This is a genomic window from Streptomyces sp. NPDC046866 (assembly GCF_040704625.1).
Taxonomy (GTDB): Bacteria; Actinomycetota; Actinomycetes; order Streptomycetales; family Streptomycetaceae; genus Streptomyces.
On the sequence record NZ_JBEYXN010000011.1, the window covers coordinates 124383 to 137973 of the forward strand.

General features: G+C 70.3%; 10 protein-coding genes. 7 read left to right on the top strand and 3 right to left on the bottom strand.

Annotated features, from left to right (window positions below; all coding sequences use genetic code 11):
* Positions 1-133: 133 nt before the first annotated feature.
* The 4 genes from metH to AB0953_RS18465 all read left to right on the top strand — a co-directional run bounded on the left by metH (position 134) and on the right by AB0953_RS18465 (position 8195).
* Positions 134-3646 (top strand): methionine synthase, encoded by a 3513-nt coding sequence (gene metH, locus AB0953_RS18450; protein WP_366860537.1) that lies wholly within the window; start codon positions 134-136, stop codon positions 3644-3646.
* Between the two features lie 110 nt (positions 3647-3756).
* Positions 3757-4458 (top strand): HAD family phosphatase, encoded by a 702-nt coding sequence (locus tag AB0953_RS18455; RefSeq protein WP_366860538.1) that lies wholly within the window; start codon positions 3757-3759, stop codon positions 4456-4458.
* Positions 4459-4936: 478 nt separating this feature from the next.
* Positions 4937-6541 (top strand): ABC transporter substrate-binding protein, encoded by a 1605-nt coding sequence (locus AB0953_RS18460; protein ID WP_366860539.1) that lies wholly within the window; start codon positions 4937-4939, stop codon positions 6539-6541.
* Between the two features lie 73 nt (positions 6542-6614).
* Entirely contained in the window at positions 6615-8195 is a 1581-nt protein-coding gene (locus tag AB0953_RS18465) for an ABC transporter substrate-binding protein (RefSeq protein ID WP_366860540.1), read from the top strand.
* A gap of 80 nt (positions 8196-8275) precedes the next feature.
* On the opposite strand, the gene AB0953_RS18470 is transcribed toward AB0953_RS18465, so the two are convergent.
* Together AB0953_RS18470 and AB0953_RS18475 are read right to left on the bottom strand one after the other, a co-directional pair.
* Positions 8276-8950: a response regulator transcription factor gene (locus AB0953_RS18470; protein ID WP_366860541.1), complete on the bottom strand. Its 675-nt coding sequence runs from the start codon at positions 8948-8950 to the stop codon at positions 8276-8278.
* Positions 8951-9015: 65 nt separating this feature from the next.
* Positions 9016-9921 carry a RecB family exonuclease gene (locus AB0953_RS18475; RefSeq protein WP_366860542.1) on the bottom strand — a complete coding sequence of 302 codons (906 nt, stop codon included), beginning with the start codon at positions 9919-9921 and terminating at the stop codon, positions 9016-9018.
* A gap of 188 nt (positions 9922-10109) precedes the next feature.
* Here AB0953_RS18475 and AB0953_RS18480 point away from each other — a divergent pair, with 188 nt between their 5' ends.
* The 3 genes from AB0953_RS18480 to AB0953_RS18490 all read left to right on the top strand — a co-directional run bounded on the left by AB0953_RS18480 (position 10110) and on the right by AB0953_RS18490 (position 13043).
* Positions 10110-11309 carry a site-2 protease family protein gene (locus tag AB0953_RS18480; protein ID WP_366860543.1) on the top strand — a complete coding sequence of 400 codons (1200 nt, stop codon included), beginning with the start codon at positions 10110-10112 and terminating at the stop codon, positions 11307-11309.
* An 18-nt stretch (positions 11310-11327) separates the two neighbouring features.
* The gene (locus AB0953_RS18485; protein ID WP_366860544.1) at positions 11328-12239 is read left to right on the top strand and encodes a tRNA (adenine-N1)-methyltransferase; all 912 of its coding nucleotides are present in this window, start codon (positions 11328-11330) and stop codon (positions 12237-12239) included.
* 285 nt (positions 12240-12524) lie between these two features.
* Positions 12525-13043 (top strand): hypothetical protein, encoded by a 519-nt coding sequence (locus AB0953_RS18490; protein ID WP_366860629.1) that lies wholly within the window; start codon positions 12525-12527, stop codon positions 13041-13043.
* Positions 13044-13047: 4 nt separating this feature from the next.
* Here AB0953_RS18490 and AB0953_RS18495 read toward each other — a convergent pair whose 3' ends face one another.
* Positions 13048-13377, bottom strand: a complete 330-nt coding sequence (locus AB0953_RS18495; RefSeq protein ID WP_366860545.1) for a ferredoxin — start codon at positions 13375-13377, stop codon at positions 13048-13050.
* Positions 13378-13591: the final 214 nt, after the last annotated feature.

Here is a 13591-nt window from a genome sequence, read left to right on the forward strand (position 1 = left end):
CCCCGCGCAAGCATGCAGTCCGCCACGTGGACGGCCCTCACCGGGGTTGCCGGGGCGCGGTTACCCTGACCGCGTGCACCCTTGATTCAGCAAGGGTGCAAAGCCGACAGCCGTCGCATCCCAGGGAGCTCTCATGGCCTCGTTGCCGAACCCGCCCGCAGACACCCAGACCCGGGCCGACGCCCTCCGCGAGGCGCTCGCCACCCGAGTGGTCGTCGCCGACGGAGCCATGGGAACGATGCTCCAGGCCCAGGAGCCGACCCTGGAGGACTTCCAGCAGCTCGAGGGCTGCAACGAGGTCCTCAACGTCACCCGCCCCGACATCGTGCGCTCCGTCCACGAGGCGTACTTCGCCGTGGGCGTGGACTGCGTGGAGACCAACACCTTCGGCGCCAACCACACCGCCCTCGCCGAGTACGACATCCCCGCGCGCAACTTCGAGCTGTCCGAGGCCGGCGCCCGCATCGCCCGCGAGACCGCCGACGCCTTCACGGCCTCGACGGGGCAGCAGCGCTGGGTCCTGGGCTCCATGGGCCCCGGCACCAAGCTGCCCACCCTCGGCCACATCGAGTACGGCACCATCCGCGACGCCTACCAGGTCAACGCCGAGGGCCTGCTCTCCGGCGGCGCCGACGCCCTTCTCGTGGAGACCACCCAGGACCTCCTGCAGACCAAGTCCTCCATCATCGGCGCCCGCCGCGCCATGGAGGCCCTCGGCGTCTCCGTGCCGCTCATCTGCTCCGTCACCGTCGAGACCACCGGCACCATGCTGCTCGGCTCCGAGATCGGCGCCGCGCTGACCTCCCTGGAGCCCCTCGGCATCGACATGATCGGCCTGAACTGCGCCACCGGCCCGGCCGAGATGAGCGAGCACCTGCGCTACCTGGCCCGCAACGCGCGGATCCCGCTGTCCTGCATGCCCAACGCCGGCCTGCCCGTCCTCGGCAAGGACGGCGCGCACTACCCCCTGACCGCCCCCGAGCTGGCCGACGCGCAGGAGACCTTCGTCCGCGAGTACGGCCTCTCCCTGGTCGGCGGCTGCTGCGGCACCACGCCCGAGCACCTGCGCCAGGTCGTCGAGCGCGTCCGCGGCACCGCCCCGGTCGCCCGCGACCCGCGCCCCGAGCCCGGGGCCTCCTCGCTGTACCAGACGGTCCCCTTCCGCCAGGACACCTCGTACATGGCGATCGGCGAGCGGACCAACGCCAACGGCTCCAAGAAGTTCCGCGAGGCCATGCTGGAGGCCCGCTGGGACGACTGCGTGGAGATGGCCCGCGACCAGATCCGCGAGGGAGCGCACATGCTCGACCTCTGCGTGGACTACGTGGGCCGCGACGGCGTCGCGGACATGCAGGAGCTGGCCGGCCGCTTCGCCACCGCCTCCACGCTGCCGATCGTGCTGGACTCCACCGAGGTCGACGTCATCCGGGCCGGCCTGGAGAAGCTCGGCGGGCGCGCCGTCATCAACTCCGTCAACTACGAGGACGGCGACGGCCCGGACTCCCGCTTCGCCAAGGTCACCCGTCTGGCCCAGGAGCACGGCGCGGCCCTCATCGCCCTGACCATCGACGAGGAGGGCCAGGCCCGCACCGTCGAGCACAAGGTCGCCATCGCCGAGCGCCTGATCGCCGACCTGACCGGCAACTGGGGCATCAACGAGTCCGACATCCTCATCGACTGCCTCACCTTCACCATCTGCACCGGCCAGGAGGAGTCCCGCAAGGACGGCATCGCCACCATCGAGGCGATCCGCGAGCTCAAGCGCCGCCACCCGGCCGTGCAGACCACCCTCGGCCTGTCCAACATCTCCTTCGGCCTGAACCCCGCCGCCCGCGTCCTGCTCAACTCCGTCTTCCTCGACGAGTGCGTCAAGGCCGGCCTGGACTCCGCCATCGTCCACGCCTCGAAGATCCTGCCGATCGCCCGCTTCGACGAGGAGCAGGTCGCCACCGCCCTCGACCTGATCTACGACCGGCGCGAGGGCGACTACGACCCGCTGCAGAAGCTGATGGCCCTCTTCGAGGGCGTCAACACCAAGTCCCTCAAGGCCGGCCGCGCCGAGGAGCTCCTGGCCCTGCCCCTGGAGGAGCGCCTGCAGCGCCGCATCATCGACGGCGAGAAGAACGGCCTGGAGGCGGACCTCGACGAGGCCCTCACCCTCCGCCCCGCCCTCGACATCGTCAACGAGACCCTCCTGGAGGGCATGAAGGTCGTCGGCGAGCTGTTCGGCTCCGGCCAGATGCAGCTGCCGTTCGTCCTGCAGTCCGCCGAGGTCATGAAGACCGCCGTCGCCTACCTCGAACCCCACATGGAGAAGTCCGACGCCTCGGGCAAGGGCACCATCGTGCTCGCCACCGTGCGCGGCGACGTCCACGACATCGGCAAGAACCTCGTCGACATCATCCTGTCCAACAACGGCTACAACGTCGTCAACATCGGCATCAAGCAGCCCGTCTCCGCGATCGTGGAAGCCGCGCAGGAGCACAAGGCGGACGTCATCGGCATGTCCGGCCTCCTGGTGAAGTCCACCGTGATCATGAAGGAGAACCTGGAGGAGCTCAACCAGCGCAAGCTGGCCGCCGAGTACCCGGTCATCCTGGGCGGCGCCGCCCTGACCCGCGCCTACGTGGAACAGGACCTGCACGAGATCTACGAGGGCGAGGTCCGCTACGCCCGCGACGCCTTCGAGGGCCTGCGCCTGATGGACGCCCTGATCGCCGTCAAGCGCGGCGTCCCCGGGGCGGCGCTGCCCGAGCTCAAGCAGCGCCGCGTCGCCAGGCGCGACACTCCCGTGCTCACGGTGGAGGAGCCCGCGGAGCCGGGCGGCCGCTCCGACGTCGCCACCGACAACCCCGTCCCGACCCCGCCGTTCTGGGGCACCCGCGTCGTCAAGGGCATCCCGCTGAAGGACTACGCCTCCTGGCTGGACGAGGGCGCCCTGTTCAAGGGGCAGTGGGGCCTGAAGCAGGCCCGCGCCGGCGGCGCCACGTACGAGGAGCTCGTCGAGAGCGAGGGCCGCCCGCGCCTGCGCGGCCTGCTGGAGAAGCTGCACACCGAAAACCTGCTCGAAGCGGCCGTCGTCTACGGCTACTTCCGCTGCGTCTCCAAGGGCGACGACCTGATCCTCCTCGACGAGCAGGGCAACGAGCGCACCCGCTTCACCTTCCCCCGCCAGCGCCGCGGCCGCCGACTGTGCCTGGCGGACTTCTTCCGCCCCGAGGAGTCCGGCGAGACCGACGTGGTCGGCCTGCAGGTCGTCACCGTCGGCTCGAGGATCGGCGAGGCCACCGCGAAGCTCTTCGAGTCCGACTCCTACCGCGAGTACCTGGAGCTGCACGGCCTGTCCGTCCAGCTCGCCGAGGCCCTCGCCGAGTACTGGCACGCCCGCGTCCGCGCCGAGCTCGGCTTCGGCGGCGAGGACCCGGCCGACGTCCAGGACATGTTCGACCTCAAGTACCGCGGCGCCCGCTTCTCCCTCGGCTACGGCGCCTGCCCCGACCTGGAGGACCGCGCCAAGATCGCCGACCTGCTCCGGCCCGAGCGGATCGGCGTCCACCTCTCCGAGGAGTTCCAGCTCCACCCGGAGCAGTCCACCGACGCGATCGTCATCCACCACCCCGAAGCGAAGTATTTCAACGCACGCTGAGCCTGATCGACGTACACTGGTCGGTCCCATACAGGCCGGTCGCCTGCTCCCCGGGGGAATGCCCTGCGGGAAGGCGGCCGGCCTTCTCGCTCCCTACGAGAGGTGTGCGCATGACCAGCACCGTTCCCGTCTCCGTCACCCGCACGGCCGACGGCTCGGCCCTCCAGGCGGTGCTGCTCGACATGGACGGCACCCTCGTCGACACCGAGGGCTTCTGGTGGGAGGCCGAGGTCGACGTCTTCGCCGAGATGGGCCACCGGCTCGACGAGGCCTGGCGCGACGTGGTCGTCGGCGGCCCCATGACCCGCAGCGCCGGGTTCCTGATCAAGGCCACCGGCGCGGCCATCAGCCTCGCCGAGCTCACCGTGCTGCTCAACGAGCGCTTCGAGGCGCGCATCGCCGACCGGGTCCCGCTCATGCCCGGCGCCGAGCGGCTGCTGTCCGAGCTGGCCCGGCACAACGTGCCGACCGCCCTCGTCTCGGCCTCGCACCGCCGCGTCATCGAGCGGATCCTGCACTCCCTGGGCCCCGAGCGCTTCGCCATGACCGTCGCCGGCGACGACGTCCCGCGCACCAAGCCGCACCCCGACCCGTACCTGCTGGCCGCCCGCAGCCTCGGCGCCCACCCCTCGCGCTGCGCCGTCATCGAGGACACCGCCACCGGTGTGGCCGCGGCCGAGGCCGCCGGATGCCGCGTCGTCGCCGTCCCCTCGGTGGGCCTGATCCCGTCCGCCCCGGGCCGGACCATCGTGCGCTCGCTGGAGGACGTGGACCTGCCGTTCCTGCGCTCCCTCATCACTCCGATGAACTGACCGCGCACACTGCGTGCCGAACGGAACCCCGGTCCCATGGGAAAGTCCCGGAAGGATCTTCCGTTCCTTGGGGCCGGGGCCGAAATTCCATCCTTTCGGTGGCAGGTGCGGCGGGTGACCTTTGTCACCTGCAAAGCCCCCTACGGACCTGTACAGGGATCCCACGGCATTCCCTTGTGTCCGGATTGATGATCTCCTGCCCGCATCTGCGACGACCCCGGCCCTGACAGGCAGTCCGCTCCCATCACCGTGCGATTACACCCCAAGTCCTGCCAGTTCAAGCCATCCCGTCCAAGGCCACTAATGTCGACGCGGGCACTGCGCACCGCAGCAGTCCCGGACACATACCCCTGTGCCGGGACCGTGTGGACCGATCGTCACAAAACCGGCCCGATCGTTCCGCCCTGAACGGGCGGCCGCCGCCAAGTGCCCTCTACGCCGCTTTGAACAAGTGCCGGTCATAGGGAGTACTTCCAGCATGAACCGCAAGACCCTGGTGCTGACGGCCGCGGCCGGCCTGCTCACCCCCTCGCTCGCCGCCTGCGGCAGCGCCACGGGCGGTGGAGCGGGAACCGGAGCGATCGTCGTCGGCACCACCGACCGGTACGAGGCGGCGGACTACGCCCCCGCACCGTTCGACCCGGCGTACGCCTACGACGCCGGAGCCTGGAACGTCCTGCGGCAGACGGTCCAGACCCTGATGCACACCCCGCGCGGCGGCGGCCAGCCGGTCCCCGAGGCGGCCTCCGCCTGCAACTTCACCGACAGCAGCAACCAGAGCTACCGCTGCACCCTGCGCCCCGGGCTGAAGTTCGCCGGCGGCGACCCGCTCACCGCCAAGGACGTCAAGTTCTCCATCGACCGCGTCCTGGCCATCAACGCCGAGAACGGCCCCTCCTCGCTGCTGTCCACCCTCGACACCGTCGAGGTCAAGGGCACCGACACCGTCGTCTTCCACCTGAAGACCCCCGACGCGACGTTCCCGTACAAGCTGTCCACCCCGGCGGCCGGCATCGTCAGCGAGAAGAACTACGACGCCAAGAAGCTCCGGCCGGGCTTCGCCGTCGACGGCTCCGGCCCGTACACGATGAAGGCCGAGGTCAAGGGCGACCACCTCGTCCGCGCGGTGTTCAGCAAGAACCCGCACTACAAGGGCGACCTCAAGCTGCAGAACGACAAGATCGAACTGCGCACCTTCGACGACTCGGCCGCCATGGTCAAGGCGCTGGGCGAGGGCCGCATCCAGATGGTCTCGCGCACCCTGTCCCCCGCGCAGATCACCGAGCTCTCCGCCAACCCGCCCAAGGGCGTCAAGCTGGTCCCGATGCCCGGCCTGGAGATCCGCTACCTCGGATTCAACACCGAGGCCCCGGCCGTCAAGGACAAGGCCGTCCGCCAGGCACTCGCCGCAGCGGTCGACCGGGGAGCCCTCATCTCCAAGGTCTACGGCAAGTCGGCCCAGCCGCTGTACTCGCTGGTCCCCACCACCGTCACCGGCCACGTCAACTCCTTCCGCAACAAGTACGGCGAGGCCAACACGGCCAAGGCCGCCCAGCTGCTGAAGGACGCCGGCATCAAGACCCCGGTCAAGCTGACGCTGAACTACACCGAGGACCACTACGGCGACGGCACCGCCGCCGAGTTCGAGACCCTCAAGAACCAGCTGAACTCCACCCAGCTGTTCGACATCACCGTCCAGGGCAACGACTGGACCGAGTTCCGGCCCGCGCAGAAGAAGGGCGACTACGCCGCCTACGGGCTCGGCTGGTTCCCCGACTACCCGGACGCCGACAACTTCCTCGCTCCCTTCCTGGAGCAGGACAACTTCCTGGGCACGCCGTACGCCAACACGACGGTGCGCACCAAGCTCATCCCCGAGTCGCGCAGGGCCGCCGACCGCAGCGTCGCCGCCCCCGCGATCACGGAGATGCAGGACATCGTCGCCGAGGACGTGCCCGTCCTGCCGCTGTGGCAGGGCCAGCAGTACGTCGCCGCGCGCGACGGGATCACCGGAGTGGAGTGGTCGGTCAACGCCATCTCCGACCTCCAGCTGTGGGAGCTCGGCCGAGGCGTAAGCGGCTGAGACCGGCAGGACCGGCGGCGGGTGTCGCAGGCCGGCGCAACGATTCAGTAAGACCGATAAGGACGTTCGCGTGATGAGACGTAACCAGTGGCTCGCAGCCCCGCTCGGCGCAGCCACCGCCGCCGCGCTGCTCAGCGGTTGCGGTTCGACCGATGGCCCGGCCGCAAAGGGCGGCAAGGGCGTGGTCATGGGCATATCCGACAAGGTGAAGTCCACCGACCCCGCGTCGGGTTACGACCCGGGCTCCTGGCTGCTCTTCAACAACGTCTTCCAGTCGCTGCTGAGCTTCCCCAAGGGCGGCACCACGCCCGAGCCCGACGCCGCGCAGACCTGCGCCTTCGACGGCAGCGACAGCAAGGTGTACAAGTGCACCCTGCGGCCCGGCCTGAAGTTCTCCAACGGCCACGCCCTCACCTCGCAGGACGTCAAGTTCTCCTTCGAGCGCACGCTGAAGATCAACGACGCCAACGGCCCCGCCGTCATACTGTCCTCGATCGCCGGCATCGACACCCCCGACGAGAAGACCGTCGTCTTCCGCCTCAAGACCTCCGACGCGACCTTCCCCAGCAAGATCGCCTCGGGTGCGGGCTCCATCGTCGACCACGCCGAGTACCCCGCCGACAAGCTCCGCACCGACGGCAAGGCCATCGGCTCCGGCGTCTACAAGCTCGACTCCATCAACGACAAGAGCGCCAGCTTCTCCGTCAACGACTCCTACAGCGGCAAGGCCAAGGCGAAGAACACCGGCGTCACGCTGAAGTTCTTCAACCAGGACCAGGCCGCCCTGAAGAAGGTCCTCGAAAGCGGCGACGTCGACTTCGCCTTCCGCGGCCTGGCCGCCAAGGACATCGCCGGCCTGTCCTCGACGAAGACCGGCAACAACAGCATCGAGGTCGTCCAGGGCACCGGCGCCGAGGTCCAGCACCTCGTCTTCAACGTCAAGGACGAGACCGCCGGCAAGCTGCCCGTCCGCAAGGCCATCGCCTTCCTCGTGGACCGCGAGGCGCTCGTCAAGGACGTCTACGAGTCCACCGCCACCTCGCTGTACTCCATCGTCCCGGCCGGGATCGCCTCCCACACCACGCCCTTCTTCGAGCGCTACGGCGGCACGCCGCAGCCGAAGAAGGCCGAAGCCGTCCTGCGCGCGGCCGGCATCAAGGACAAGGTGAAGATCACCCTGTACTCGACGCCCGCCCGCTACGGCCCGGCGACGGACCAGGAGATGCAGCTCATCGCCAAGCAGCTCAACGACAGCGGCCTGTTCGAGGCCGACGTCAAGTCCGTCGAGTACGAGCAGTACGAGAAGGACATCGAGGCCGGCAAGTACGGCGTCTACGTCAAGGGCTGGGTGCCCGACTACCCGGACGCCGACAACTTCACGCAGCCGTTCTTCGGGCCGAACAACGTCCTGAACAACAACTACGACAACAAGGAGATCACCGGGACGATCATCCCGGCGACCGCCGCCAAGTCCGACCGCTCGGCGGCCGGCCCCGACTACACCCGCCTCCAGGACATCGTCGCCGACGAGGTCCCGATCCTGCCCCTGTGGCAGGGCAAGCAGTACGCGGTCACCCGGCAGAACGTGACCGGCCTGCAGTGGTCGCTGGACGCCTCGACCATCTTCCGCTTCTGGGAGATCAGCAAGGGCTGACGACCCCTCGTTTGCGGCGGCCACACGTCCGCCCCGGCACCGTCAAAGGTGCCGGGGCGGACCCGTATCCGAACCGGCGGCTACTGCGCGGCCCCCGGCCGCACCAGACCGCTCTCGTACGCGTACACCGCCGCCTGCACCCGGTCCCGCAGACCCAGCTTCGTCAACACGTGCCCCACGTGCGTCTTCACCGTGGTCTCGCTCACGAACAGGTCCGCCGCGATCTCCGCGTTCGACAACCCCCGCGCCACCAGCTTCAGCACCTCGACCTCCCGCTCCGTCAGCGAGCCGAGGGCGTGCGGAACGCTCTCCTCGCCCGACGGCAGGTGCCCCGCGTACTTGTCCAGCAGCCGCCGCGTGATGCTCGGCGCGAGCATCGCCTCGCCGCCCGCCACCACCCGGATCGCCTGCACCAGCTCGTTCGCCGGAGCATCCTTCAGCAGGAACCCGCTGGCCCCCGCCCGCAGCGCCTCCACCACGTACTCGTCCAGGTCGAACGTGGTCAGCACCAGCACCTTCGCCGGACCGTCCCGTCCCGGACCCGTGATCTGCCGGGTCGCCTCCACGCCGTCCATCCGCGGCATCCGAATGTCCATCAGCACCACATCGGGCTGCAGCGCCCGCACCTGCTCCAGCGCCTGCAGACCGTCCCCGGCCTCCCCGACCACCGCCAGGTCCTGTTCGGCCTCCAGGATCATCCGGAAACCGGTGCGCAGCAGCGGCTGGTCGTCGACCAGCAGGACGCGGATCGCCACGGGGGAACACCTCGTATTCGTACGGCGCTACGGCGGACGCCACCCATTCTGCCCTGACCGGGTGATCAGGACGCCTCCGGACGGGCCTCCTCGGCAGCCGCCCGCGGCCTGATCATCAGAGGATAGGCCGGGGGAGTCCCGCCGAACTCCGGACACACCGCCCGGTGGTCGCACCAGCCGCACAGCTTCGTCGGCCGCGGCCGCCAGTCCCCGCTGGCCGTCGCCTCCCCGATCGCCTCCCACAGCGCCAGCAGCTTGCGCTCCACCCGTTCCAGGTCCGCCATCACCGGGTCGTACGTCAACACGTCCCCGCTGCCCAGGTACACCAGTTGCAGCCGCCGCGGCACCACGCCCTTGAGCCGCCACACCACCAGCGCGTAGAACTTCATCTGGAACAGCGCGCCCTCGGCGTACTCCGGCCGCGGCGCCTTGCCCGTCTTGTAGTCGACGATCCGCACCTCGCCCGTCGGCGCCACGTCCACCCGGTCGATGATCCCGCGCAGCCGCAGCCCCGACTCCAGCTCCGCCTCGACGAAGAACTCCCGCTCCACCGGCTCCAGCCGCGTCGGGTCCTCCAGCGAGAACCACCGCTCCACCAGCGCCTCGGCCTCCGCCAGCCAGCCCGCCAGCCCCGCCGCGCCCTCCTCGCCGCCCGCGAACAGCTCCGCCAGCTCCGGCTTCGCCTCCAGCAGCCGCTCCCACTGCCCCGGAACCAGCGCCTTCGCCCGCACCGCCGTCCGCTCCTGCGCCGGATGGTCGAACAACCGCTCCAGCACCGCATGCACCAGCGTGCCCCGCGTCGCCGCCGCACTCGGCTTCTCCGGCAGCCGGTCGATCACCCGGAACCGGTACAGCAGCGGACACTGCATGAAATCGCTCGCACGCGAGGGCGACAGCGAAGAAGGCGCCAGCGCAGCCGGCGCCACACCGGTCTCCGCCGCGCCCGACAGGGGACCGGGGCTCGTCGTCATGCACAAAACCCTACGGCCCGCCGCGGACACCCACGCACATACCATCGACGCAGGCCACCCTCGCACTGCATGATCGGAGCATCACAGCCCGCTACCGCCAGCCGCCGCCGCACCCGGCGCGCACGTGGACCACACTGGAAGAACCCACCGGCCGCACCCCGCCGGACAGCACCGAACGAAGGACATCCGTGGCAGACACCGACGACACCGGCGAGCGCGCGGGCAAACGCCCCGGACCGGGCGGCGGACTCCTCATGGGCCGCCCCTTCGGCGTACCCGTCTACGTCTCGCCCAGCTGGTTCCTCGTCGCCGCCCTCATCACCTGGGTCTTCGGCGACCGGCTCGACCGCGTCCTGCCCGACCTCGGGCCGGCCCGCTACCTCGTCTCCCTCTTCTTCGCCGTCGCCTTCTACGCCTCCGTCCTCGTCCACGAACTCGCCCACACCGTCGCCGCCCTCCGCTTCCGCCTGCCCGTGCGCCGCATCCAGCTCCAGTTCTTCGGCGGCGTCTCCGAGATCGAGAAGGAATCCGAGACCCCCGGCCGCGAATTCGTCCTCGCCTTCGTCGGCCCCCTGCTCTCCCTCCTCCTCGCCGGCGCCTTCTACCTCGGCATGACCGCCGTCGACCCCGCCACCGTCCCCGGCGTCCTCCTCGCCGGCCTGATGATCTCCAACCTGCTCGTCGCCGCCTTCAACCTCCTGCCCGGCCTTCCCCTCGACGGCGGCCGCATGCTCCGCGCCGTCATCTGGGGCATCACCGGCAAGCCCATGACCGGAACCGTCGCCGCCGCCTGGGTCGGCCGCGCGCTCGCCATCACCGTCCTGCTCGGCCTGCCCCTGCTCACCCACACCGACGTCCTCGGCCGCGGCACCGACGAGACCGGCGGCATGGACACCGTCATGGACGCCCTCCTCGCCGCGATCCTCGCCGCCATCATCTGGACCGGCGCCGGCAACAGCCTGCGCATGGCCCGCCTGCGCGAACACCTCCCCGAACTGCGCGCCCGCACCCTCACCCGCCGCGCCGTCCCCGTCGAGAACACCACCCCCCTCTCCGAAGCCCTCCGCCGCGCCGACGCCTACGGCGCCCGCGCCCTCGTCATCGTCGACGGCCACGGCGAACCCACCGCCATCGTCCGCGAGAGCGCCATCGCCTCCGTCCCCGAACACCGCCGGCCCTGGATCGCCGTCAGCACCCTCGCCCAGGACCTCACCGACGGGATGAAGGTCTCCGCCGAGCTCGCCGGCGAAGAACTCCTCGACCACCTCCGCGCCACCCCCGCCACCGAATACCTCGTCCTCGAACCCGCCGGCGAGGTCTACGGCGTCCTCTCCGCCCTCGACGTCGAGAAGGCGTTCGTGAAGGCCATGGCACGGCCCCGCTCCTGAAGCCAATACACTGGTCACATGTCCGAACCGACCGGTGCCGCCCGCCGTCGCGGGCCCTTCAAGGTCGGGGACCAGGTCCAGCTCACCGACCCCAAGGGACGCCACTACACGTTCACGCTCGAAGCCGGGAAGAACTTCCACACCCACAAGGGTTCCTTCCCGCACGACGAGCTGATCGGCGCTCCCGAGGGCAGTGTTGTCCGTACCACGGGGAACGTCGCGTACCTCGCGCTGCGCCCCCTGCTCCCCGACTACGTCCTGTCCATGCCCCGCGGCGCCGCCGTGGTCTACCCCAAGGACGCAGGCCAGATCCTGGCCTTCGCCGACATCTTCCCCGGCGCCCGCGTCGTGGAGGCAGGGGTCGGCTCCGGCTCCCTGAGCAGCTTCCTGCTGCGCGCCATCGGCGACCAGGGCATGCTCCACAGCTACGAGCGCCGGGCGGACTTCGCCGAGATCGCCAAGGACAACGTCGAGCGCTACTTCGGCGGCCCGCACCCCGCGTGGCAGCTGACCGTGGGCGACCTCCAGGACAACCTGTCCGACACCGATGTCGACCGCGTCATCCTCGACATGCTCGCCCCCTGGGAGTGCCTGGAGGCCGTCTCCAAGGCCCTCGTCCCCGGCGGCATCCTCTGCTGCTACGTGGCCACCACCACCCAGCTGTCCAAGACCGTCGAGTCCATCCGCGAGATCGGCTGCTTCGCCGAACCGCAGCCGTGGGAATCGATGATCCGCAACTGGCACGTCGAGGGCCTGGCCGTGCGGCCCGACCACCGGATGATCGGACACACCGGCTTCCTGGTCACCGCCCGCCGCCTCGCGGACGGCGTGGAGCCCCCGATGCGCCGCCGCCGCCCCGCCAAGGGCGCCTACGGCGAGGACTACGAGGGCCCCGGCTCGGGCCCCCGAGGTTCCGGCGACCGCGGCTGACGAGCGGCCGCCCGCACAGGCAACGCACAGGCGCTGCGGTGCAGTTCCCCCCGGCAACCGGGAACTGCACCGCAGCGCCTTCACGTTGTCCGGGTGCCGACCGTCCCCGCCGACGCGGACCCGCCCGTTCCACCTCCGTGTGAGGTGTGGCACGATGCTGGCTCCCCGTCGCCCCCGCTACAGGAGACACCCCGCGTGCCGCACCGCACCGCCGCGCCGGAACTCGCCCCCGAACTGGGCCACAGCACCCCCCGGCCCGTCCACTGGCTCGCCACCGCCTCCGCCATGGCCGCCGTCATAGCCGCCGCGGGACTCCTCCAACCCGACGCCACCGCCGCGGACCCCGCCGCCTCCGGCCCGGCCTCCGGCGCCGCCGCCGCGCGGGCCGGTGCACCCGCCCCCGACGCCGCCGCCGTCGCCTACCCGCTCGACTGCAAGGGCCTCCCGGTGGCCGTCACCGCCACCGCCCAAGGCGACCTCGACGGCGACGGACGCCCGGAAACCGTCGCCGCAGTCCGCTGCGACGCCGGCTCCGGCACCCCGCCCCACACCCTCTACGTACTGGCCCAGGACAAGGCCCCCGGCGCCCGCCCCCGCATCGTCGCCACGCTCCTCGAAGCCGGCCGGCGACAGACCGCCACCGACCTCACCGTGCGCGACGGCATCGTCACCGCACGCCTCCTGGGCTACTCCTCGCCCCAGGTTCCCCGCTACAGCCCCGACGTGAAGCAGCTCGCCAAGTGGCGCTGGACCGGCGGAAAATTCCGCCAGGAGCTGACAAACGCAGAAGCCGGAAGTGTTTGAACCGTCACTCCGCGTCCGGGCCGTACACCTCGACCCCGTCCGAAACGCGCCGCACGTGGATGCAGTCGCCCGGGCACTCCTTCGCTGAGTCCACCACGTCCTGAAGCAACGGCAACGGAACCGGAGTGGTCGCCCCCGGCTCCACCAGCAGCTCGTCCTCGGGGCTCTTCACGTACGCCAGACCGTCGATGTCCAGCTCGAACACCTCCGGCGCGTACTGCACGCAGATCCCGTCCCCGGTGCACAGGTCCTGGTCGATCCAGACCTCCAGCGACTCCCCGGCCCGCCCTGCGCCGGCAGCGCCCCCGGCGGTTGCCTCCTGCTGCACGGTCATATCTCCTGCCGTTCCCTGCCTGAGTGATCCGTTCCCGCCATCTTCCCGCGGCAAGTCGCGCGGGCCCTGACGGGTGTTGAACGCTTCGACCTTACAACCGGCCGCTTTCCGATGTTGAAGGGTGGGTATTCCCCTGGCGTGAGGGAGTACGCAAGGGTGAAGATCGGACACACCCCTACCGTCTTTGTGATCTAGGGGTTTCAATCACCACCAG